18 protein-coding genes and 4 tRNA genes are annotated in these 22,319 nt (G+C 63.5%); 5 read left to right on the forward strand and 17 right to left on the reverse strand.

The annotated features are described in order from the left end of the window. Window positions 1-179: 179 nt before the first annotated feature. From HJY11_RS13000 to HJY11_RS13035, 8 genes are all read right to left on the reverse strand, one after another. On the reverse strand, window positions 180-1,193 hold the full coding sequence (locus HJY11_RS13000; RefSeq protein ID WP_208076380.1) for a prephenate dehydratase: 1,014 nt from the start codon (window positions 1,191-1,193) through the stop codon (window positions 180-182). After that, window positions 1,190-2,206 carry a 3-deoxy-7-phosphoheptulonate synthase gene (gene aroF, locus HJY11_RS13005; RefSeq protein ID WP_208076381.1) on the reverse strand — a complete coding sequence of 339 codons (1,017 nt, stop codon included), beginning with the start codon at window positions 2,204-2,206 and terminating at the stop codon, window positions 1,190-1,192. The genes HJY11_RS13000 and aroF overlap by 4 nt, the downstream gene beginning before the upstream one ends. 334 nt (window positions 2,207-2,540) lie before the next feature. Then, complete coding sequence (locus HJY11_RS13010; RefSeq protein WP_208076382.1) at window positions 2,541-4,580, reverse strand: hypothetical protein; 2,040 nt, start codon at window positions 4,578-4,580, stop codon at window positions 2,541-2,543. Between the two features lie 16 nt (window positions 4,581-4,596). Further along, the gene (locus HJY11_RS13015; protein WP_208076383.1) at window positions 4,597-6,711 is read right to left on the reverse strand and encodes an efflux RND transporter permease subunit; all 2,115 of its coding nucleotides are present in this window, start codon (window positions 6,709-6,711) and stop codon (window positions 4,597-4,599) included. A gap of 23 nt (window positions 6,712-6,734) precedes the next feature. Beyond that, on the reverse strand, window positions 6,735-7,343 hold the full coding sequence (locus tag HJY11_RS13020) for a TetR/AcrR family transcriptional regulator (RefSeq protein WP_208076384.1): 609 nt from the start codon (window positions 7,341-7,343) through the stop codon (window positions 6,735-6,737). A 616-nt stretch (window positions 7,344-7,959) separates the two neighbouring features. Next, window positions 7,960-8,036 (reverse strand) — tRNA-Val (locus tag HJY11_RS13025). Window positions 8,037-8,083: 47 nt separating this feature from the next. Then, window positions 8,084-8,159: transfer RNA gene (locus tag HJY11_RS13030), tRNA-Ala, on the reverse strand. A gap of 126 nt (window positions 8,160-8,285) precedes the next feature. After that, window positions 8,286-8,723, reverse strand: coding sequence for an Lrp/AsnC family transcriptional regulator (locus tag HJY11_RS13035; protein WP_021659938.1), 438 nt, complete (start codon window positions 8,721-8,723; stop codon window positions 8,286-8,288). A gap of 338 nt (window positions 8,724-9,061) precedes the next feature. On the opposite strand from HJY11_RS13035, the gene HJY11_RS13040 reads away from it, so the two are divergent. The 4 genes from HJY11_RS13040 to HJY11_RS13055 all read left to right on the forward strand — a co-directional run bounded on the left by HJY11_RS13040 (window position 9,062) and on the right by HJY11_RS13055 (window position 13,632). After that, window positions 9,062-10,450 (forward strand): aspartate ammonia-lyase, encoded by a 1,389-nt coding sequence (locus tag HJY11_RS13040; RefSeq protein WP_208076385.1) that lies wholly within the window; start codon window positions 9,062-9,064, stop codon window positions 10,448-10,450. A gap of 97 nt (window positions 10,451-10,547) precedes the next feature. After that, window positions 10,548-11,714, forward strand: a complete 1,167-nt coding sequence (locus HJY11_RS13045; protein ID WP_208076386.1) for an NAD(P)-dependent malic enzyme — start codon at window positions 10,548-10,550, stop codon at window positions 11,712-11,714. A 387-nt stretch (window positions 11,715-12,101) separates the two neighbouring features. After that, window positions 12,102-12,665, forward strand: a complete 564-nt coding sequence (locus HJY11_RS15715; protein WP_368041604.1) for a hypothetical protein — start codon at window positions 12,102-12,104, stop codon at window positions 12,663-12,665. Between the two features lie 97 nt (window positions 12,666-12,762). Beyond that, window positions 12,763-13,632 (forward strand): MBL fold metallo-hydrolase, encoded by an 870-nt coding sequence (locus tag HJY11_RS13055; RefSeq protein ID WP_208076388.1) that lies wholly within the window; start codon window positions 12,763-12,765, stop codon window positions 13,630-13,632. A gap of 105 nt (window positions 13,633-13,737) precedes the next feature. Here HJY11_RS13055 and HJY11_RS13060 read toward each other — a convergent pair. From HJY11_RS13060 to HJY11_RS13095, 8 genes are all read right to left on the reverse strand, one after another. Continuing rightward, window positions 13,738-13,813, reverse strand: a tRNA-Ala gene (locus HJY11_RS13060). A 181-nt stretch (window positions 13,814-13,994) separates the two neighbouring features. Continuing rightward, window positions 13,995-14,070, reverse strand: a tRNA-Ala gene (locus tag HJY11_RS13065). Between the two features lie 85 nt (window positions 14,071-14,155). Further along, window positions 14,156-15,382 carry an MFS transporter gene (locus HJY11_RS13070; RefSeq protein ID WP_208076389.1) on the reverse strand — a complete coding sequence of 409 codons (1,227 nt, stop codon included), beginning with the start codon at window positions 15,380-15,382 and terminating at the stop codon, window positions 14,156-14,158. Between the two features lie 141 nt (window positions 15,383-15,523). After that, window positions 15,524-16,939, reverse strand: coding sequence for an aminopeptidase (locus HJY11_RS13075; RefSeq protein ID WP_438820436.1), 1,416 nt, complete (start codon window positions 16,937-16,939; stop codon window positions 15,524-15,526). Further along, window positions 16,921-17,520: a dephospho-CoA kinase gene (gene coaE / locus HJY11_RS13080; protein ID WP_208076390.1), complete on the reverse strand. Its 600-nt coding sequence runs from the start codon at window positions 17,518-17,520 to the stop codon at window positions 16,921-16,923. Before coaE ends, HJY11_RS13075 begins: the two co-directional genes overlap by 19 nt. Further along, window positions 17,513-18,556, reverse strand: a complete 1,044-nt coding sequence (locus HJY11_RS13085) for an L-threonylcarbamoyladenylate synthase (RefSeq protein WP_368041606.1) — start codon at window positions 18,554-18,556, stop codon at window positions 17,513-17,515. The genes coaE and HJY11_RS13085 overlap by 8 nt, the downstream gene beginning before the upstream one ends. A gap of 2 nt (window positions 18,557-18,558) precedes the next feature. Continuing rightward, window positions 18,559-19,629 carry a peptide chain release factor 1 gene (gene prfA, locus HJY11_RS13090; RefSeq protein ID WP_208076395.1) on the reverse strand — a complete coding sequence of 357 codons (1,071 nt, stop codon included), beginning with the start codon at window positions 19,627-19,629 and terminating at the stop codon, window positions 18,559-18,561. A gap of 80 nt (window positions 19,630-19,709) precedes the next feature. Then, a complete protein-coding gene (locus tag HJY11_RS13095) occupies window positions 19,710-19,919 on the reverse strand; it encodes a DUF951 domain-containing protein (RefSeq protein ID WP_208076391.1) in 210 nt (69 codons plus the stop codon). A gap of 228 nt (window positions 19,920-20,147) precedes the next feature. Here HJY11_RS13095 and HJY11_RS13100 point away from each other — a divergent pair, with 228 nt between their 5' ends. After that, entirely contained in the window at window positions 20,148-21,092 is a 945-nt protein-coding gene (locus HJY11_RS13100) for a S1 RNA-binding domain-containing protein (RefSeq protein ID WP_243764544.1), read from the forward strand. A gap of 56 nt (window positions 21,093-21,148) precedes the next feature. On the opposite strand, the gene HJY11_RS15720 is transcribed toward HJY11_RS13100, so the two are convergent. Beyond that, window positions 21,149-22,138, reverse strand: coding sequence for a Gfo/Idh/MocA family protein (locus HJY11_RS15720; RefSeq protein ID WP_208076392.1), 990 nt, complete (start codon window positions 22,136-22,138; stop codon window positions 21,149-21,151). Window positions 22,139-22,319 lie beyond the last annotated feature (181 nt).

The raw sequence follows: 22,319 nt of genomic DNA on the forward strand, positions 1-22,319 counted from the left end.
CAAGCGCAGCTTGCGCATCTGCCTGGCCATCCCCAGGTATAATAGCCGCTCTGCGACTATTATACCACGTTGGCCGGCAAATTCCCATGCCCTCCGTCTAAACTTCCCCCTTTTGACAAAAAAAGCCGTCCCCGCCGCAAAGGGCTGGAACGGCTCTGCAAAGCAGTGGAGAAATCGCCCTATCGGTCGGGGTAGTTGCCCAAAAAGGCCAACCGCTCGACCTGCCCCTCCAGGGAGGAGAGAAGGGCCAGGGTCTTCTCCCCGCGAACGCTCCCCTCAAAGTCCAGGTAGAAGACAAATTCAAAGCGCCGGCCGGGGATGGGGCGGGACTCGATCTTGCAGAGGTTGAGTCCCGCGGCCGCAAACCGGGCCAGGAAGGAAAAGAGCGACCCCTTCCGGTGGGGGAGGACGGCCAGGATGCTGACCCGGTCCGCCTGTGGCAGGATCACCGGCTCCCTGGCCACGGCGATAAAGCGGGTGCGGTTGCCGCTGGCGTCCTCGATCCCCCGCTCCAAAACCTGCAGGTCGTAGAGCTGGGCGCAGAGGGCGGAGGCGATGGCCGCCTTGGTGCGGTCCCCCTCCCCCTTCACGTACTTGGCGGCGGCCGCCGTGTTGGAAAAGGGGCTGCTCTCCCAGCCGGGGTGGGCCGCCAGGTAGTGCCGGCACTGGCCCAGCGCCTGGGGGTGGGAGTAGACCTGCCGCACCCCGTCAAAGGCCGCGCCCCGGGGGGCCAGCAGGCAGTGTTCGATGGGGAGGGAGGTGGCGTCGACAATGAAAAATCGGTGCTCCCCCAAGAGGGTGTAGACGTCCAGCACCGAGCCGGCAGTGGAGTTTTCGATGGGCAGAACCCCCACGTCCACCCGCCCCTCTTCCACCGCCTCAAACACATCGGCAAACGCGGGGTAGAAGGAGACTTGGCCGCCGGGGTAAAGGGTGCGGCAGGCCTGGTGGGTAAAGGCCCCCTCCACCCCTGGGCAGGCCACCCGGGGCGCGTCCCCCCATCGGGGGGCCTGGGGGGCGGCGGCGATCAGCCGCGCCAGCTCTCCCCCGCCGGATTCCCCCTGCCCGCAGCAGCCCAGCAGGGCGGCGTACAGCTCCGCCGCCATCTCCCGGGCGGCCGCCGCCGGACAGCCGCTCTCTTCGGCCGCCGCCCGGGCCAGGGCGTCGAGGGCGCCCTCCGCCGGCCCCTTCACAGGGTCTTGCCGCAGAAGTTCACCGTGCGGCCGATCTCCCCCATCACCCCGTCAAACTGGTCGGGGGTGAGGGACTGCGCCCCGTCGGAGAGGGCGTGGCTGGGGTCGTTGTGCACCTCGATGATCAGGCCGTCGGCCCCGGCCACGATGGCGGCCTTGGAGAGGGGCTCCACCAGCCAGGTGAGACCGGTGGCGTGGCTGGGATCCACCACCACCGGCAGGTGGGAGACCCGCTTGAGGATGGGGACCGCCGAGATGTCGAGGGTGTTTCTGGTATAGCTCTCAAAGGTGCGGATGCCCCGCTCGCAGAGGATGACGTTGCGGTTGCCCCCGGCCATGATGTACTCGGCGCTCATCAGCAGCTCCTCGATGGTGTTGGCCAGCCCCCGCTTGAGGAGGATGGGCTTGTCGCAGTGGCCCAGTTCTTTGAGCAGCTCGAAGTTTTGCATGTTGCGGGCCCCCACCTGGATCACATCCACATCGGCAAAGAGGTCCAGGTGCGAAAGGCTCATGATCTCGGTGACGATGGGCAGCCCGGTGACCTGCCGGGCCCGGCGCAGCAATTCCAGCCCCTCGGCCTTGAGCCCCTGGAAGGAGTAGGGCGAGGTGCGGGGCTTGAAAGCGCCCCCCCGCAGGGCGGTGGCCCCGGCGGCCTTGACCCGGCTCGCCACCTCGACGATCTGCTCCTCGCTCTCCACCGAGCAGGGGCCGGCGACCACCGAGAACTGCTCGCCGCCAATGGTTTTGTCCCCCGCCACCGCGATCACCGTGTCGTCGGGGTGGAACTTGCGGTTGGCATTTTTATAGGGCTCTTGCACCCGCTTGACCGTCTCCACCACATCTTTGGAGCTGACCAGGTCGATGTCGATGGCGGAGGTGTCCCCCACCAAGCCCAAAATGGTGGTCTGCGCGCCGTACACCGCGCTCACCTGCACCTCTGCCTGCTGCTGGATCCAGTTGGTGAACTCCGCGATCTGGGCCTTGGCGACCCCCTGCTTTAAGATGACGACCATCTCTCTCTTCCTCCCTATTTTGGCAAACAAAAACGCCTCCGGCAGATTGCCAGAGGCGTTTCCTGTTTAAAATTGCCCGAAAAACCGGGACTTCTAAACGGTTCGCATCGTCTGACACACTGCCTGATTCACGCCAAAAAAGCCCGAGCTAAAAAAGAAGCCCAAGCTGCTAAAGCGGAAAAAGCGGTGTTCCAGATGCGCCATTTTGCCGTCCATCCTTTCGGTCTGTGTATTTATGATACCCGCATCCCCCCGCTTTGTCAACCAAAACCTTCCGCTTTTTGGGCGCAAAAAAGGGCGGGCCCCTCTCTCGGCCCGCCCTTTTCCGCGATCGCTATTTGACAAAGACGCCCTTGATGCGCTCCCAAAGGCCCTTTTTCTGGGTGTTCTCGGTGGCGAGGACCACCGGCTTTTCCTCCTCCTTCTCCTTGATCTCGCTGGTCTTGAGGAGGAACTTGGTGCGCACCTCGCTGCCCTCCGGGCTGCCGGAATAGCTGCCAAAGGCCTCCGACTGTTCGACGAGCAGGTCCTTGACCTCCAGCAGCTCGTCCAGGTCGCCGGTCAGCTCTCCCAGCTCCCTGCACATGGGGTCGATGCCGGTGGTCTTGTAGGCCTCCATCCCCTCGTTGAGCTCCCCCGTCTTTTCCCGCAGGGTGTCCGCCACCTCGGCCAACTGGGAGGAGGCGGAGCGGGCGGACTGAACCCCCTGCTGCAGCTCAGCAGCGCCCCGGTTCAGGCCGTCGGCCCCCTGTTGCAGCTGGCCAACTCCGTCTTTGGCGTCCGCAGCGCCCGCAGAAACCCCCTCCTGCAGGGCGGCCGCGCCGTCGCTGACACCCTTGGCCCCCTCCCGCAGCTTCTGCCCGTACTCGGCAAGGGCCTTTTGGGTGGCGGCCAGCTCGGTCTTGGCGTCGCCGAACTCCTTGCCCACGGTGGCAAACACCCCGTCCACCGTCTTGCCCAGGGACTGGGCGGCGACGCCCACCGACTGCAGGGTCTTGCCGTGGGTCTCCAGATCGGTTTTCAGCTGTTCAAACTGCTGCCACATCAGCGCCGCCGCCTCTTTTTCGGACTGGGTGGCGGCAGGGTCGGCGTTCACCGCCGCCACGTATGCGCCGATGGACTGGCCCAGGGCGGTCATGTCTCCCCCCAGGGTGACCTTCACCTCGGTCCCGGCCTGGGTCATCCCGTCGACCAGGGCCTGCTTGTCGGCGGCCACCTGGGTCTTGACCCCGTCGAGCTGGGCGCCCATCCCATCGAGCTTTTCGGCCAGTTCGCCCACCTTGCTCTCAACTTGAACCGTGTATCCCTTCACCCCTGCCAGCAGTTCCTGGCTGCCAGCAGAGAGCTGGGCGGATCCCTCGCGCAGCTGGCCCATCCCCAGGCCCAGCTTGTCGCCCAACTCCTGCACCCCGCTCGCCAGCAGGCCGGTGCCCTCCTTCAGCTCCCCAGCACCGCTGTCCAACTCGCCAATTCCCCGGTCAAACTGCTCCACCTTGTCGGCGAAGAGACCGGTGGCGTCAGCCAGCTGTGAGGTGCCGTCGAAGAGCTGATCGGTGGCGCTTTTCAGCGAGTCCAGCGCCTCGCCCACCTCGCCGGCAGAGCTCGCCTCTTTCAATTTTTCCAGGGGCAGCTCCCCGGTGGCCCCCAACAGGATGGAGCCCAGCTGAAAGTCGGTGGCATCGGCCTGGATGGTGAACTGGTCCCGCATGGAAAAGCCCACCGTGTCCTCCACCAGGGAGGCGCTGCTCCCCAAACTCTCCTTTAGCCCCGGGCTGGCCACAAAGGCCACCAGCTGGTTTTGCCCCTCTGAGAGGACGCTCCCCCCCTCGCAGGCGACGTTTGAAAAGTGGTCGGTGGGCAAGTCGGCGACCCCGGCGACGATGAAGGGGGTGTAGATGGTTCTGCTCGTCCCGCCCACGGTGGCCTGGCGGGAGAGGTTGTTTTGCAGGGAGATGGTGATCTCCACCCGGCCGCTCTTTCCGGCCAGTTCCTGTGGGGAGATCTCCTCTCCGTCCAGCTTGTAGGTGATGGCGGCCGAGACCGGCGGGGTCTTGTCACTGGTGCCGGTGTAGTAGGCGTCGTTTCCGTCCATATCCCAGCTGAGGACATCGCCGTCGAGCTGGGGGGCGGCCGCATTTTTGACGTTGCGGATGTTTTGCAGGGCGACCGACTCCCGCACCGAGCGGATGCCCCCGTCGCTGTGGACCCAGCTGCTCACCGTCTGGCTGGTGACGGTGCCGTCGGGGTTTAAAAAGACGTAGACCGTCTCGTCCTTGGCGGTGCCGTCGGCGGCATAGGCGGGAACAGCGGGCAGCAGCAGCGCCGCCGAAAGGGCGATACAGGCGGATTTTTTCAGCACATGAGACGTTTTCATACCGTGATTCCTCCCACTACAATTCCTGGTATTCGGGCTCTTTTTTGCGCCCTTTCAGCAGTTTGGCGGCCTTTCTCCAGCCGATGGTCGTCTTGGCGATCAGCGGCTCGCAGAGGATGAGGAGGGCCGGCAGCACGAAGATGATGGAGAGCATGCTGATGATGGCGCCGCGGGCCATCAGCCCGCAGAGGCTCTTGATGAGGTCCATCTTGGAGATGATGGCCACGCCGATGTTGGCGGCAAAAAAGCTCAAGCCGCTGGTGATGATCGAGGGCGAACACTTCTGCACCGTGACGCGGATGGCGTCCATCTTCTCCCGCCCCGCCTGCAGTTCTTCGCGAAAGCGGGTGGTGGTGAGGATGGCATAGTCCACCGTGGCCCCCAGCTGGATGGTGCCGATGACGATCCCCGCCACAAAGGGAAGGGTGGTCCCGGTGAAGAAGGGGATGCCCATGTTGATGGAGATGGCAAACTCAATGGCCAGCACCAGCAAAAAGGGGATGCTCGCCGAGCGGAAACAGACGGCGATGATGAGGAAGATGGCCGCGATGGAGGCGATGTTGACATTTTTAAAGTCCACCGCCGCCACCTCGATGAGGTCTTTGGTCATGGCCCCCTCCCCCGCCACCACGGCGGTGGGGTCGTAGGCCTTGACGATCTCGTTGATCCGGTCGATCTGGCGGTTTTCCTCGTCGCTGGCGGCCTTGTAGACCGAGTTGACCATCATCAGCTTCTTGCCCCCGGCATCGATCTGGTCGCGCAGTTCGTCGGGGATGACGTCATCGGGGATCCGCCCCCCCACATACTTGTCGTAGGAGATGACCAGATCCACCCCGTCGAGCTCTTCGATGCGGTCGCTGATCTCCTTGAGGCGGTAGCTGTCCAGCTGGTCGTCCACCAACACAAAGTGGGTGGTGGTCATGTTGAAGTCGTTTTTGAGCTTGTTGGTGCCCACAATGGAGGGCAGGTCCTTGGGCAGGGTCTCATCCAGGGCGTAATACTGATCGGTGTTGGCCTGGGCGATGGCAAAGGGGATAAAGAGGGCCACGAAAGCCACCAAAATGCCCTTGTAGTGCTTGCAGATAAAAGCGGGCACCCGCTCCAGTTCGTGGATGAGCACCGGGTGGGTGTGCCTGTCGATCGCCCTGTCGAAAAAGAGGATGAGGGCGGGCAGGACGGTGACGGTGCAGATGACCCCCAGCAACACCCCCTTGGCCATGACAATGCCGATGTCCCGCCCCAAGGTCAGGCGCATGGTGCACAGCGCCAGAAAGCCGGCGATGGTGGTGACAGAGCTGCCCGCGATGGAGGTGAGGGTGGCGCTGATGGCCTTGACCATGGCCTCCTCCTTGTCGGGACAGCGCTGTTTCTCCTCTTCAAAGCGGTGGAGGAGGAAGATGGAGAAGTCCATGGTCACCCCCAGCTGAAGCACCGCCGCCAGGGCCTTGGTGATATAGGAGATCTGCCCCAAAAAGATGTTGGTGCCAAAGTTGTAGAGGATGGGAAAGAGGATGCCCAGCAGGAAGATAAAGGGCACCACGGTGGATTCCAGCCCCAGCCAGAGAACCGCCATGCACAAGAGCACCGCCACCAGAACATAGAGGGGGGTCTCCTGGTCGGCCAGAGCCTTGGTGTCCTGTACAATGGCGGCCATTCCGCCCAAAAAGCACTGCTCCCCGGTCACCGACTTGATCTGCTCAATGGCCTTCAGGGTCCCCTCCGCGGCCATGGGGTCTTCAAAGCTGATGATCATCATGGTGCCGCTGTCGCTGTAAAAGACGCTCTTCACGTCCTCCGGCAGCATCTCCCGGGGCACCCCGTTGTCGAAGATGTCGTCGGCCCAGAGCACCTGGCGCACCCCCGGGACCGCCGCCACCTTCTCCTTGAGTTGGGACACCTGGTAGTCCTCCATCCCGTCCACCACCAGCATGGCGGTGGAGGCCATGTGAAAGTCGTCCTCCAGCATCTTCTGGCCGATCATCGAGTCCAGGTCGGCCGGGAGGTAGGTGAGTATGTCGTAGTTGACAAAGGTCTTGACAAAGCCGATGGCCGACGGAATGAGCAGGGCCACGGCCAGGATCAAAATGGCAATTCGCTTTTTGACGACAAAGCGCGCCGCTTTCTCCTTCATACTTTCATCCCCAATTGCAAAATTTAGTTTCCAATCATCTTCCGGACCGTCTCAAAGAGCATGGGTTTGAGTTCGTCGATCGGTCCCAGCTGACCCAGAACAAGGGAGGAATAGCAGACGGCCCCCACCAGTTCGACCACCATAAAGATCAGCTGAAAAGCGGCCTTGCGGTCGTATCCGCGGCCCTCCAACTGCTCTAGGTAGTAGTTTAAAAGTTCGGAAAATTCCCGGTCGACCCCCTCGCTGCCGCCCTTTTCCACCTGGTCTCCCACCATGCTCCAGGAGAGGTTTTTGTTGATGACCTTCAAGTCGCCCGGGCGCTCTTTAAACAGCTCGATGACGTAGTCGATGAGGAGGATCACCCGCTCCACCCAGTCGTCAAGCTGCTTGAAACGGCTCTCCTGCATCGCCTCTTTAAAAATCCGGCTGCTGCACTTGAAGATCACCTGGTTGAGCAAAACTTCCTTGTCGGGAAAATAGAGGTAAAACGTCCCCTTGGCGACCCCCGCCCGGCGGGCGACCTGGTCGATGGAGGTCTCGCTGAACCCCTGCTCGCTGAACAGGTCGTAAGCCGCCTGCTCCAACCTCTCTTTTTTCTGCTTTTTCTTGTCCTGGATCTTGTCTACCAGCACTTCTCTCGCCTCTCTTTCTGCCGCCAACTCAAAAATGACGATTGGTCATTTCTTTTACAATTGCTATTCTATGCAAGAAGTGACCAAAAGTCAACCTCACAAACTGACGATTGGTCATTTTCGCCGTTTTGTCTGATGTGCCATCTTTCACGGCGCCTGTTTTGTGCAGATTTCTCTGGCAAGACGCCGTCTTTTCCCCTGCATATCTGGCTGCACCGCGGCAAGTACCGCGCATTCCCCCGCTCGGCGAACAGAGACCTCCCCCGCAAAAACGCACCAAAATACCGTTTGGCAACCGGGGTGGCCAGGCCCTGCCCATCCGCAGCAAAGGGCTGCGGGTGATTCCAACCCACCAAAAGGCACCGGCCCCCTCTCTCCCTTCCCCCTCCCGCTGCGGGAGAGGCTGTGCCGGCCCTTCCACAGATGGCGGCTCGCCTGTCCGAAAGCAGCTTCCCCCTCTCCGCCCACATCGGGGAACGATGCCCTCCCCTTTTCTGGGCAGCTTCCGCCAACACAGCAAAGCCCGCTCCACAAAAATGCCCCCGCGCTCAAGGCGCGGGGGCCAAATAGAAAATGGACAGAAAAAAACAGCCCGTCGAAACGGACTGTACAAAAATGGTGGAGACGGAGGGACTCGAACCCACGACCTTTCGGATGTGAACCGAACACTCTAACCAGCTGAGCTACGCCTCCATATTTTTTTGTAAGGGAATCAAGCGGCAAATTGCGGCTGATCCGCGTGGTGGAGACAGTGGGAATCGAACCCATGACCTATACGTTGCGAACGTATCGCTCTACCAACTGAGCTATGCCCCCAAATGAAATTGAAAGGCGGCAAAGCACGGGAAGCAACCCGGCAGCACCGCGACTGCAAGAAATATTATATCACAGTGAGATAAAAATGCAAGCCCTTTTTTCCCTTTTGCGCAAAAAATCCTCCCTCTATAAAAGGGGTTCTACCTCCCGCGGCTCCACCACGGTGGAGAGGACGATCTGGGTCTGGGTTTTGCCGTAGCGCTGCAGCGACTCGACAAAGGAATCCACCTGACCGGTGGTGGCAAAGCAGGCCTTGAGGAGCATGGAATAGGTTCCCGCCACGTGATAGCACTCGGTCACATTGGAACAGCCCTTGACAAACTGGGCAAAGGCGGGCTGGTGCTTGGGGAGGATGGCAATGTTGATGAGGGCGGTGATGGCGTAGCCCAGCCGCTGGGGATCCAGCAGCGCCCGGTAACCGGTGATGACCCCCCGCTGCTCCATCCGCTCGATGCGGGCCGACACCGCCGGCGGGGAGAGAAAGACCGCCGCCGCGATCTTTTTGAGGGGGGTGCGGGCATCCCTCTCCAGAATTTCCAAGATCTGTCTGTCAATGGTGTCCACCGCTCTCGCCTCCCCCATCTGTCCCCTTCCAGCCGCGGAAGGGGGATTTTTCTCTCTTATTATACCGGCCTTCCCCGCCCTTTGGCAAGGGAAAAAAGCGGCGGCTGACAACTCCTTCACAATGGTGAAGAAAAAAAGGTCAAAGCCCCCTTTGCCTTTTCTTTTTTTCGCCACCCTCCCCTTTTTAATGGCTTTGTTTTCCATTGCCTGCAAACCCTTTACCCCCGCCCGGCCCCGCCGTATACTGAAGGCGAAGCGCGGGGGCAGAGACCCCCAGCAGCGAGGCCGAAGCGGGCCGCCACGCGCCGCCCGCCGTCTTTTATAAGGAGGAAGCCCTTATGAATACCCGCACCGAATCCGACTCCATCGGCACCCTGCAGGTGCCTGCCGACGCCTACTACGGCGTGCAGTCCCTGCGGGCCAGCCAAAACTTCCCCATCACCGGCCAGCGGATGCACACCCGCTTTATTTACAGCCTGGCGCAGATCAAAAAGGCCGCCGCCCTGACCAACTGCGCCGCAGGCAAGCTGGACCAGCGCCGCTGCGACGCCATCTGCCGCGCCTGTGACGACGTGTTGGCCGACCGGCTGATGGACAGCTTCATCGTCGACCCCATCCAGGGCGGCGCCGGCACCTCCGCCAACATGAACGCCAACGAGGTCATCGCCAACCGGGCCATCGAGCTGTTGGGCGGGACCAAGGGCGACTACTCGGTGGTCCACCCCAACGACCACGTCAACATGGCCCAGTCCACCAACGACGTCTACCCCACCGCCGGCAAGATGACCGCCCTCGCCCTGCTGCCCGAGGTGCTGGGCGAACTCGACCGGCTGGCCGCCACCCTGCGGGGAAAGGCGAGGGAGTACGACGGCGTGGTGAAGATGGGCCGCACCCAGCTGCAGGACGCGGTTCCCATCCGCCTGGGCCAGTCCTTTGGGGCCTACGCCAGCGCGGTGGAGCGGGCGGCCGCCCGGCTGCGCCAGGCCGAGGCGGAGCTGGAGACCATCAACATGGCCGCCACCGCCATCGGCACCGCCGTCAACACCACCCGCCACTACCGCGAGCACATCGTCCCCACCCTGGCAGAGGTCAGCGGCCTGCGCCTGACCCAGGCGGAGGACCTGATCGACGGCACCCAGAACATCGACTGCTTCGTGGCCGTCTCGGGGGCCCTCAAGGCCTGCGCCGTCACCCTCTCGAAGATGGCAAATGACCTGCGCCTCCTCTCCAGCGGGCCCTGCACCGGGCTGGGGGAGATCTCCCTCCCCGCCAAGCAGAACGGCTCCTCCATCATGCCGGGAAAGGTCAACCCGGTCATCCCCGAGGTGGTGACCCAGGTGGCCTTCCTCATCGCCGGGGGGGACGGCACCATCACCATGGCCGCAGAGGCCGGCCAGCTGGAGCTCAACGCCTTTGAGCCGGTGGTCTTCTTCACCCTCTTTTTGGAGTTGGATTCCCTGCGGGAGGCCGTGCGCACCTTCACCGACAACTGCGTCAGCGGCATCACCGCCAACCGGGACCGCTGCCGCCAACTGGTGGAGGAGAGCGTGGGCATCGTCACCGCCCTCTGCCCCGCCATCGGCTACCAGCGGGCCGCCAGCCTCGCCAAAGAGGCCCTCAAGGTCCACCAGCCGGTGCGCAAACTGGCCGTGGAGGAGCACCTGCTGGACGAAAAGTCCCTGGAAGAGCTGCTCGACCCCCTCTCCATGACCACCCCCGGGGACTGATGGAAAAGAGGGTGCGCCCTGCGCAGAGGTGCGGTATACTTGAAAAAGAAAACGATCCGCCCCGCTTTTGGGGCGCATACAGAGGAGGAGACAAGCGGTGAATTACTTTGAGGAGTCGCTGAAGGCCCACGAGAGATGCGGGGGCAAGCTGTCGGTGGTGTCCAAGATGAAGATCGAGAACAAGGACGATTTGAGCATCGCCTACACCCCCGGCGTCGCCCAGCCCTGCATCGAGATCCACAAGAACCCGGAAAACGTCTACCGCTACACCAGCAAGGGCAACTTTGTGGCCGTGGTCACCGACGGCTCGGCCGTTTTGGGGCTGGGCAACATCGGCGCGGCCGCCGCCATCCCGGTGATGGAGGGGAAGTGCGCCCTCTTCAAGGAATTCGCCGGCGTCGACGCCATCCCCATCTGCATTGACAGCCAGGACGACGACGTGATCGTGGAGACAGTCCGCCACATCGCCCCCACCCTGGGCGGCATCAACCTGGAGGACATTGCCGCCCCCCGCTGCTTTGCCATCGAAAAGCGGCTGCAGGAGGAGTTGGGCATCCCCGTCTTCCACGACGACCAGCACGGCACCGCCATCGTCGTCTGCTCGGCCCTCATCAACGCCCTGAAGGTGGTGGGGAAGGAACTGGGCGAGGTCAGGGTGGTGGTCAACGGCGCGGGGGCCGCCGGCACCGCCATCTCCCGGATGCTGATGGACATCGGCATCCGCCACCTGACCGTCTGCGACCGCTTCGGTATCCTCAACCGGCAGGAGCCGGAGAAACTCAATCCCAGCATGTTGGCGCTGGCCCAGCTGACCAATGAGGATTGCTTGAGCGGCACCCTGGCCGACGCCCTAAAGGGGGCCGACGTCTTTGTGGGGGTCTCCGCCCCCGGCGTCGTCAGCCGGGAGATGGTGGCCTCCATGGCCAAAGACGCCATCGTCTTCCCCATGGCCAACCCCAACCCCGAGATCACCCCCGACGAGGCCAAGGCCGGCGGGGCGCGAATCGTGGGCACCGGCCGCAGCGACTACCCCAACCAGATCAACAACGTGCTGGCCTTCCCCGGCCTCTTCCGGGGCGCGCTGGACGCCCGCGCCGCCCGCATCACCGAGGGGATGAAGGTGGCCGCCGCCTTTGCCATCGCCTCCCTGGTCCCCGAAGGAGAGCGGGGGGAGGAGAACATCATCCCCAGCCCCTTCTGCAAAGAGGTGGCCCCCGCCGTCGCCAAAGCCGTGCAGAAGGCATGGGAAAAAGAAAACCGCTGATCCCCCCTTTTCTCCCCCGCAAGCGCGCTCTTTTTTGCCCGGGCTCACCGCCCGGGCATTTTTTTACCTACCCGGCCCGCACCCTCGGCGGGCGGCGGCACATAAGATGCCCTGTAACACCTGTGAAAGCGAGGGATTTTTTCGATGTGCAACCATCACCACTGCTGCCCGCCCCCCTGCTGCCCGCCGGCGCGCCTCTGCTGCTGTCCCGGCCCCACCGGTCCGACTGGAGCAACGGGGCCGCGGGGATGCCCGGGAGCAACAGGGCCGACCGGCCCCATGGGCCCTCGAGGGAAAATCGGCCCCCAGGGGCCACAGGGAGAGCCGGGACCCACCGGCCCCCGAGGAGAAGCTGGTCCCGCCGGCCTTCCCGGCGCAACCGGCCCCATGGGCGACCGAGGGCCCACCGGCACACAGGGGCCCCAGGGCATCCCCGGCCCCACCGGCTCCACAGGCATGCCCGGGCCACAGGGAGAGCCGGGCCCCACCGGCCCCCAGGGGGAAACCGGCCCCACCGGCATCTGCGCCCCCCGCGCCTACGGCTTTTTCTATCAAAACGACCAGCTGCATATCAGCGGCCTGTACGGGGGGCTGCCCATCGAGGGGCAGGGGCCCCACACCGCCGATGTGGTTGCCGACTACGGGGTCTTTCGCCTCTTTCAGCCGGGGCTCTACTGGCTCAGCTTTACCCTCAACCTGCCCCGCGCCGCATCGCTGAACACCCGGTTCACCCTGCAAATCGACAATGTCAACTCCCCCGGCACCTCCCTGCGCATCGAAAAGAGCGCCGGTGAGCCGGGCTCTTATCAGATGCAGGCCCTCTTCCGGGCGGAGGGGGTGACCAGCTTCCGGCTGTCCTCATCGGCTGCCTTTACCATCGCGGCAGCACAGGCGGGCGACACGTTGGCCACCCTGATTGTCCGCCAGTTGGAACCGGATTCCGCCCCCTGACAGACCGCGGCCTCTGTGCTATAATGGCAACAGCCTACGGGGTATGGCGTCCCGCCTGCGGCGGGACGCCATACCCTTTCCAGAAAGGACGTTGACGATGCTGCAACAGCTCACCCCCCACACCTTCTTTATGGCCCACAACCACGATACCGACCGCCCCGCCCTGGGGCTCATCGCCGGGGAGCATGCCTCCCTAGTGGTGGACAGCGGCAACTCCCCGGCCCACGCCCGCTCCTTTTTACAGGGCGTTTCATCCCTCGGTGTGGCGGCGCCGCGCTATCTGGCCCTCACCCATTGGCACTGGGACCACGTGTTCGGCGCGCCGGAGATGGGCCTCATCACCCTGGCCAACCGGCGCACCCAGCCCCATCTTCTGCGAATGGCCGGCTACACCTGGGATGACGACGCCCTGGCGCGCCGCGTCGCCCAGGGCGAGGAGATCGCCTTCTGCGCGGAAAACATTCAAAAAGAGTTTGGCGCACAGCGCGCCATCGCCGTGCAGGGGGCCGATATTCTCTTTGATGAGACCCTGACGGTGGAACTGGGCGGCCTCACCTGCCAGCTGATCCACCTGGGCGGGGAGCACAGCGAGGACAGCACCGCCGTCTACTGTCCCCAAGAGGGGGTCCTCTTTCTCGGCGACGGCCTCTGCCAGGAGATGTTTCACGGGGCGTGGAGCTATGACCTGGCCGACTACCGCGCCCGGATCGACAAGATCAAAGACCTGCCCTGCCGCTTCTACGTCAACTCCCACTGGGAGGTGCAGAATGCCGACGAATTTGCCGCCTATTCCCAGCGGCTCATCTCCCTCGGCGAACTGGCGGGCGAAAGCACCGACCCGGCCGACACCCTCGAGCGCTACCGCCGCGCTCACGGGTGCGACCCAGATGAGGAGACAGAGGGAGACCTGCTCTCCTTTGTATACGGCAACCGCAAGCGGCAAGCGAAAGAAAGCGGCCGGCAATAAAGGGACAGAAGAACGGAAAAGACAGGGCGCACCGCCTGGCGCGCCCTGTCTTTTTGCCTAAAAAGCAAAATGGCCCGGCAACCGATGTTGCCAAGCCATTTTTTCTGGTGGAGCATAGGAGGATCGAACTCCTGACCTCCACACTGCCAGTGTGGCGCGCTCCCAGCTGCGCTAATGCCCCAGATGTCTACTGTTTTTTTCGACTTTTATAGTATATCAAACCAAGTGATTTCTGTCAACTACTTTTTTGCCTTTTTGTGCGAGAGCGCTCGCCCTCCTCCGCCCCTTTCCAGAAGGGATAAAAAAGAGATACCCAAAAACAAAAACCGCACAACAAATCGCTTTGTTATGCGGTTTCCCTCTGGTGGAGCATAGGAGAATCGAACTCCTGACCTCCACACTGCCAGTGTGGCGCGCTCCCAGCTGCGCTAATGCCCCAGATGCTCTGCCGGTTTGACCCGGCAGTAGCTATTATAGCAAATGGAAATTGGGTGTGTCAACACCTTTTTGCAAAAAATTTCACTCAATTTTTCCCGATGGAGGAGGGCGCTTTCTCCCCCTGCAAAAGCCCCTTTTTCTGATAGGCGCGGAAGCTGAAAACGCTGGTCACCGCCGCCAATCCGAAGGAGAGAGCGCCGAACCAGAAGGGCAGCTTGGCGCCGGCGGTGTAGATGAGCCCTGCAAAGAGGGAGCCGCCGATCATCCCCACCGCCTTGACGGCGTTGAAGATGCCCGAGAGTTCGCCGCTGGTCTTTCCGGTGGTGGTATCGCTGGTGACCAGGGTCTGCTGCATGGGGATGTACATCACGTTAAAGAGGTAGAAAATCACATTGGCGGCGATGAAGGGGGCGGTCCCCGGCACCAGGCAGACGGCCACCAGGGTCACCGTGCAGAGCCCGAAGACCGGGACGATGCTGCGGCGCATATCGGTCTTTCTCGCCAGCCAGACGTTCACCGTCAGGTTGATGAGCAGGCCGATGATGCCGATGGCCGCCTTGATGATGCCGTTGTAGGAGGGGGGAAAGCCCAGTTCCGCCTTGATGTAGTAGTTAAAGGCATTGTCGTAGTCGATGGTGGCAAAGTTGGCAAAGAAGACCGCCGCCAAAAACAGCCCCAGCGGGGCGGACATCCCCTTCCCCATGGAGATGAATGCCTTGAGGGGGTTGAGGTTCTGTTTGGGGGTGTTTGGCGACGTCTCAGGCAGCTCTTCGGCCACCAGCAGGGGCATTAAGACAGCCACCAGGGTGATGCCGCCCACCTGCAGGGCAAAATCCCAAAAGACCGAGCGCTCGCCGATCACCCCGCCCAGCAGATAGCCGATGGCGGTAAAGACCGAGGTGAGGGCCGCCAGGTAGCTCATCCGGGAGGCCAGCTTTTCCGGCTCGCTGTTGTTGGTCAAATAGGCCATGATGGCCACCATAAAGCCGCCGGCAAACGCCCCGCCGAAAAACCGCGCCAACAGGGTCATGGCCGGGGTGGTGGCAAGGCCGAAAAAGAGCTGGCCCAGCCCGTAGCCAAAGGCGGTGATGCCAAACATCTTCAGGTGGCCGATCTTGTCGCCCACCACCCCCCAGATGGGGCAGAAGAGAAAATTGGAAAAACTCATGGCGGCAAAGGCCACCCCGAACATATAGTCGGGGAACCCCAAATCCTTAAACAGGGTGGGGGTGATGGGGTGGATAAAGTTGGAAAGGGTCACCTGCACGGCGTACAGGGCAAATAGCAGGGCGATGCTCTTTTTCTTTTTCAAGGGTCAAATTCCTCCTCTTGTTGTCGCGGCACAGGCCGGCGGCAGAGCCGCCGCTGGGAGTCCGCCCGCCCATGCCTCCAAAAAGCGGGGGCAAATAAACCCCCGCTCTCTGGCAACTCCCCCTCAGGGAGACAAAACCGCTTACTTGTAAAACGCCCGGAAGGCCCGGTAGGCCATGTAGACGTCCAGCTTGGACACCACCTCAAAGGGCGCGTGCATCGAGAGCACCGGCACCCCCACGTCGATGACGTCCACATTGAGGTTGGCGATGTAGAGGGCCACCGTCCCGCCGCCGCCGGCGTCGACCTTGCCCAATTCGCCGGTCTGCCAGAGCACGTTCTCCTGCTCCAGCATCCGCCGCACATAGCCCACATACTCGGCCGACGCATCGGAGGTGCCGCCCTTGCCGCGGGAACCGGTGAACTTGGTGACCACCACCCCCCGGTTGAGGTAGGCGGTGTTCATCGGCTCGGTCACGTCGGGGAAGGTGGGGTCGTAGGCCGCGTTCACGTCGGCCGAGAGGCAGCGGGAATGGGAGAGGACGTCCCGCCCGTTGGCGCCGAAGCAGGCCGCCAGGTCGGCCACGAAGTATTTCAGGTAGGAGGAGTTCAGGCCGGTGTTGCCGTCGCTGCCGGTCTCCTCCTTGTCCGCCAGGATGGTGACGGTGGTGTACTCGGGGGACTGGGCGGCCAGTTCGGCCATGAGGGCGGTGTAGGCGCAGACCCGGTCGTCGTGGCCGTAAGCGCCGATCATGCTGCGGTCAAAGCCCACGTCCTGCGCCTTGAAGGCGGGCACCATCTCCAATTCGGCCGAGAGGAAGTCCCGCTCGGTAACGCCGTACTTCTGGGCCAAAATCTGCATGATGTTCAGCTTCACCTTCTCGGACACCTTGTCGTCCAAGAAGGGGCGGCTGCCGATGAGGACGTTCAGCTCTTCCCCCTTGATGCCGTCGTTCAGGGTGCGCTTCATCTGCTCGGCGGCCAGGTGGGGCAGCAGGTCGGTGACACAGAACACCGGGTCGTCGGCCGACTCGCCCACGCAGACCGGCACCACCTCCCCGCTCTGCTTGACAATGACGCCGTGCAGGGCCAGGGGGATGGCGGTCCACTGGTACTTTTTGATGCCGCCGTAGTAGTGGGTCTTGAAGAGGGCCAGGTCCTTCTCCTCGTAGAGGGGGCGCTGCTTCAGGTCCAGCCGGGGGGAGTCGATGTGGGCGGCGGCGATGTGCACCCCCGCGCTCACCGGCTGGCGGCCGATGGTGCAGGCGATGATGGCCTTGCCCCGGTTGTTGAGAAACACCTTGTCCCCCGGCTGGTAGGCCGTCTGGGGCACAAAGGGGCGGTAGCCGTTTTGCTGTAACATGGCGGTGACCTGGGCGGCCACCTCCCGCTCGGTCTTGCCGCAGTCGAGAAACTGCTTGTAGTTTTCGCAGAACAGGTCGGCCTGGTAGATCTCCTCCGCCCCCACCTTCTCCGCGCCACTCCTGTCGTCCATCAAAAGCTGTTTGGCCAGCTCCTGGCCCTGGGACAGCTCGTTCATCACAATCGCTCCTTCCATCTGCGCAGCGCCTCCCCTGCCGCCTCTCTGGCCGCCTGGGGACCCGCGCTGTTGTCAATCACCCAATCTGCACGGGCGGCGTAGAAGCGGTCCTCCCGCTGGCTCGCCACCCGGTCTCTGGCCTGGTTTTCCGATATATTGTCCCTCGCGACGATCCGCTTTATCCGCTCGGCGGCGCTGCAGGTGACGGCCACCAAAAAGCCGCAGAGATCGGCGGCCCCCGTCTCGATGAGGGTCGCCCCGTCCACGATCAGGGGCATCTCCCCTTCGGGCCAGCCGTCGATGGTCTCCCGCAGGGCCCGCAGGATGCGGGGGTTGACGACCCCGTTGAGGACGGCCAGCTTTTCCGGGTCGGAAAAGACCAGTGGCCCCAGCTTTTTGCGGTCGATCGCCCCGTCTTTGACGCAGCCGGGAAAGGCCTCGCCGATCTCCTTTACACAGGCGGGGTCCCCGTCCATCACCGCCTTGGCAAAGGCGTCGCAGTCGATGGCGGGACACCCGGCCTCCCGCAGCCAGCCGGTAATGAGAGACTTGCCTGCCCCGGTCTGGCCGGTGATGCCGATGACCCGGGCCCTATCCAAGGTCGATCACCTCAAAGGCGGCGGCCCGCAGCAGCCGGTTGTAGACAGCCAGCGCCACCCCCTCCTCTTTGGGGGAGCGGGCGTAGACTGTCTTGGCCCCCAGGTCGTCAACGTCCCGCAGCACCGCGAAGAGGTGCCTGGCCTGCTCCTCGTCCGACTCCCGGTGTCCATAGGGGACCGCCGGCACCGGAAGGGCCCCCTCCTCGCCGTCAAAGCACATGGCGTAGACGCCCGGCCCGGCGTGGTCTTTCAGGTAGGCGCAGTAGGCGGGAAGATCCCCCTTCAAAATCACCACGTTCGCCTTGGGGGAATAGTGCTTGTACTTCATCCCCGGGGAGGCCGCCACCTCCCCCTCTCGCAGCATGTGGAGGATGGCCGGGGACGCCTCGCAGCGGCCCAGCACCCCCCGCAGCTGTTCCAGGGTCACCGCGCCGGGGCGCAGCAGTTCCGGCACGGAACCGGCCAGGGAGATCACGGTGGACTCCACCCCCACCTGGCAGTCGGGCCCGCAGACGATACCGTCGATCTTGCCCATCAAATCCCGCTGCACATGGCGGGCGGTGGTGGGGCTGGGGTAGCCCGACAGGTTGGCCGAGGGGGCGGCGATGGGCACCCCCGCCAGCTCGATGAGCCGGTGGGCGATCGGGTCGGAGGGCATGCGGACGGCCACCGTGTCAAGTCCCCCCGACACAGTGGAGGAGACCCGCTCTGCCTTGGGGAGGATGATCGTCAGCGGCCCCGGCCAGAAGGCGTCGGTGAGGGCCTGCGCCTCCGGCGGGAAGTGGGCGTAGAGCTCCTTCGCCATCTCCACCCGGTCCACGTGGACGATGAGGGGGTTGTCCTGGGGGCGGCCCTTGGCCAAAAAGACGTTTTTGATGGCCTCGTCGCAGTCGATGCTGGCCCCCAGGCCGTAGACCGTCTCGGTGGGGATGGCCACCACCTTCCCCGCCCGCAGCAGAGCGGCGGCCTCGGCCAGCTTGTCCTCGTCGCGGGCGATGTCCTCTATGACAAACAGCTTGGTGTCGATCTCACTCACCCCTAATCCTGCGCCTTGAGCTTCTCCGCCTGGTCAGCGGTGATCAGGGCGTCAATGATCTCGTCCAGCGCGCCGTTTAAAATGGCCTCCAACTTGTACAGAGTCAACCCGATGCGGTGGTCGGTGACCCGCCCCTGGGGGTAGTTGTAGGTGCGGATGCGCTCGGAGCGGTCGCCGGTGCCCACCTGGCTGCGGCGCTCGGCGGCGATCTCCTCCTGCTGGCGGCGCATCTCCCCCTCGAGGATGCGGGAGCGCAGCACCTTCATGGCCTTGTCCTTGTTTTTGTACTGGCTGCGCTCGTCCTGGCACTCCACCACAATGCCGGTGGGCAGGTGGGTGATGCGGATGGCCGACTCGGTCTTGTTGACGTGCTGGCCGCCGGCCCCGCCGGAGCGGTAGGTGTCGATCTGCAGGTCGGTGGGGTTGATGTCCACGTCCACCTCTTCGGCCTCTGGCAGCACCGCCACCGTCACCGTCGAGGTGTGGATGCGGCCGGCGGCCTCGGTCTCGGGCACCCGCTGCACCCGGTGTACCCCGCTCTCAAACTTCAGGCGGCTGTACGCCCCGTCGCCGTTGATGGCAAAACTGATCTCTTTAAAGCCGCCCAGCTCGGTCTCACTGGCGTACATGATCTCGCTCTTCCAGCCCTTCTGCTCGGCGTACATGCTGTACATCCGGTAGAGGGTGTTGGCAAAGAGGGCCGCCTCGTCGCCGCCGGCGCCGCCGCGGATTTCAATGATGACGTTCTTGTCGTCGTTGGGGTCCTGGGGCAGCAGCAGGATGCGCAGTTCTTCCGAGGTCTGCTCCAGCTTTTTGCCGCTCTCGTCCAGCTGTTCGAGAACCATCTCTTTAAAGTCCTTGTCCAGCCCCCCCTCGTCGAGCATGGCCTTGGCCTCGTCGCGCTCCTGCCGGGCGGCCATGTGCTCGCGGTACTTCTCCACAATGGGGGTCAGCTGTTTGTGCTCCTTCATCAGGTCCCGGTAGCGGTTCTGGTCGGTGACCACCGCCGGGTCCATCAGCAGCTCGTTGAGCTGCTCAAAGCGCTCTTCCGCCGAGCGCAGCCGGTCAAACATATCTGCCATATCTCTTCTTCTCCAACTCTCTGTTTTGTATTTTTGCCTGTGCAGGAACATAGCCTGTTAGAGTGCCGCCGCTACAATCCCCCCGGCGCTCCCTCTTCCCGCGGCAGGGGGAAGAGCTTCTTGATGTTCTTTTCGCACTTGGAGCGGGGCAGTTCCACCACCCGGCCGCAGCCGGTGCACTGGATTTTAAAGTCCATCCCCGCGCGCAGCACAACAAACTCGAAAGAGCCGCAGGGGTGCTTTTTCTTCATCTGCAACCTGTCTCCGACCCGAATGTCCATCTCTCGCCACACGCCCTTTCCCAAATCAGATAACAGCCGAAAAGCCCTTTTGCCGCCGCGGGACAAAAAGGCCAAATTGCCTTCCCTATTATAAAGGGTTTTCCCCGTTTTGGCAATCTTTATCGCCCTTTCCAGCAAATTGGGCGGGAAAGGCGCCTCTCCCCCGGCGCATATTTGCCGCCCGGGCGCTCATATACTGATACAGTAAGAAAAAAGGAGGGTTTCACGTTGAATTGTTATGCACCGGAAGGCATGCCCTCGGGCAGGCAGCCTGCCCACTTTGACTGCACTGCCAACATTTCCGAAGCCATCGCGTCGGGGGCCGTGCTGGAAGGCATTGCCCAAAAATGCGACAACAGCTACAACCTCTACATAGATCTGGGGGCCGCCATGGGGGTGCTGCCCTTTCGCGAGAGCGCCGTCGGCGCCGATTTGGGGAAGGTGCGGGAGATTTCGGTCATCTCCAAGGTCAACAAGCCGGTCTGCTTTTGCGTCACCGGGCTGCATGAGGGGGCCGACGGCCGGCCGGTGGCCGACCTCTCCCGCCGGCTGGTGCAGGAGGCCTGCCAGCTCGACTACCTGGACCGCCTCGCCCCGGGGGACATCATCGACGCGGCCATCACCCATTTCGAGCCCTTCGGCGTCTTTGTGGACATCGGCTGCGGCATCGTCTCCCTCCTCCCCATCGACTGCATCTCGGTTTCCCGCATCGCCCACCCCCGCGACCGCTTTGCCCCCGGCCAGCGGCTGCGGGCGGTGGTCTCCGGGCGGGACGGCCTGGGGCGGATCACCCTCACCCACAAAGAGCTGCTGGGCACCTGGCTGGAAAACGCCGCCTCCTTCTCCCCGGGGGACACGGTGCCGGGGGTGGTGCGCTCGGTGGAGAGCTACGGCATCTTCATCGAGCTGCTGCCCAATTTGGCGGGGTTGGCGGAGGTGCGGGAGGGCGTCCACCCCGGGGACACGGTCTCGGTCTACATCAAGAGCATCCTGCCGGAGAAGATGAAGATCAAACTCATCATCATCGACGACTTCCCCGCCGGGTCCGGCCGCCAGTCCCGGCCGCCCCTGCGCTACTACTGGGAGGGCGACCACATCGACGCCTTTTACTACTCCCCGCCCAGCTGCCCGCGGGAGATCGCCACCGTCTTCACCCCCTCGTCCGGCTGTTAGCGCGCCGCCAAAAAAGAGGGCCGCCGGGGAATCGCCCCCCGCGGCCCTCTCTCTTGTCAGCCCTCCAGGGCGGCCAGCGCCTGCTCGCAGAGCCGGGCGGTCAGGATGTTGTCCCGGCCGCTGGTGAGGGGCTCCTCCCCCGTCTCGCAGCAGTGAAAAAAGTGCTCTATCTCCCCGGCAAATCCCCGCAGCCAGAGGTCTCTCTCGGTCCCCGAGGCCGGGCCCATATTGGGGGTCCAGAGGCAGTCCCCCTCGCTCACATCCGCCCAGGGGCGGGGGGAGGCGGCGCTGCGGTGAAGCCGCAGTTCGCAGAGGTCCCTGGCCGCCACAAACCCCTCTTCACAGGTGACGCAGACCCACTCCGTCTCCCGGGTCCAGGCGCTCCGGTTTTCCAGGGAGAGGCTCCCCACCGCGCCGCTGGCAAAGCGGAGCGCCAGGGCGTAGGAGCTCCCCTTCCCGCCCGAGCGATAGGCGGAGACCGACTCCACCTCCCCCATCAGGTAGCGCAGCAGGTCCAGATAGTGGATGGCCACGGCGAAGAAGAAGTCGCGATCGGTCCTGCAAAAGGCCGAGGCGTCCACCGCAAAGGCCGCCTGTACCGAACGGGGGCCGCCCAGCTCCCCCCGCGCGAGGCAGTCTTTCAGCCGGCGGTAGACCGGGGCATAGCGCTTCATAAAGGCCACCATCAGCTGCCGGTCTCCCCGCCTCGCGGCCTCGATCTGGCGGGCCTCCTCCTCGCCAAAGCCCAGGGGCTTTTCCACCAGCACCGACCTGCCCGCCTGCAGGCAGTCGCGGACAATGGCCGGGGCGCTCTCCCCCTGGGTGATGACCGCCACCCGCGAACACCCCTCCCGGGCGAGCATCTCCCGGTAGTCGCCGTAGGCCCGGCCCCCCGGAAATCCCCACCGCTCCAAGGCCCGGCGGGAGCCCTCGGCGCTGTGGGTGGCCACCGCCGCCACCTCTCCCCCCGCCAGCAAAATGGACGGGTAGATGTTGGCCTGGGCGTGCCGCCCCGCACCGACAATGCAAATTTCTCTCTCGCTCACAGCGATCTCCCCCTCTCCTTTCCTCCATTGTAGGGCATCGGCACAGAGAAAACAATCGCCCGCTTTCTATTTTCGGGTTTTGTGGTATAATAGCCGCAGAGCGGCTATTATACATGAGGATGGCCAGGCAGATGCGCAAACCCTGTTTGCTCCCTGCCCCATGGCCAAATCCCGCGCCGCG

The sequence above is a fragment of the Bittarella massiliensis (ex Durand et al. 2017) genome (genome assembly GCF_017566145.1).
Taxonomy (GTDB): domain Bacteria; phylum Bacillota; class Clostridia; order Oscillospirales; family Ruminococcaceae; genus Bittarella; species Bittarella massiliensis_A.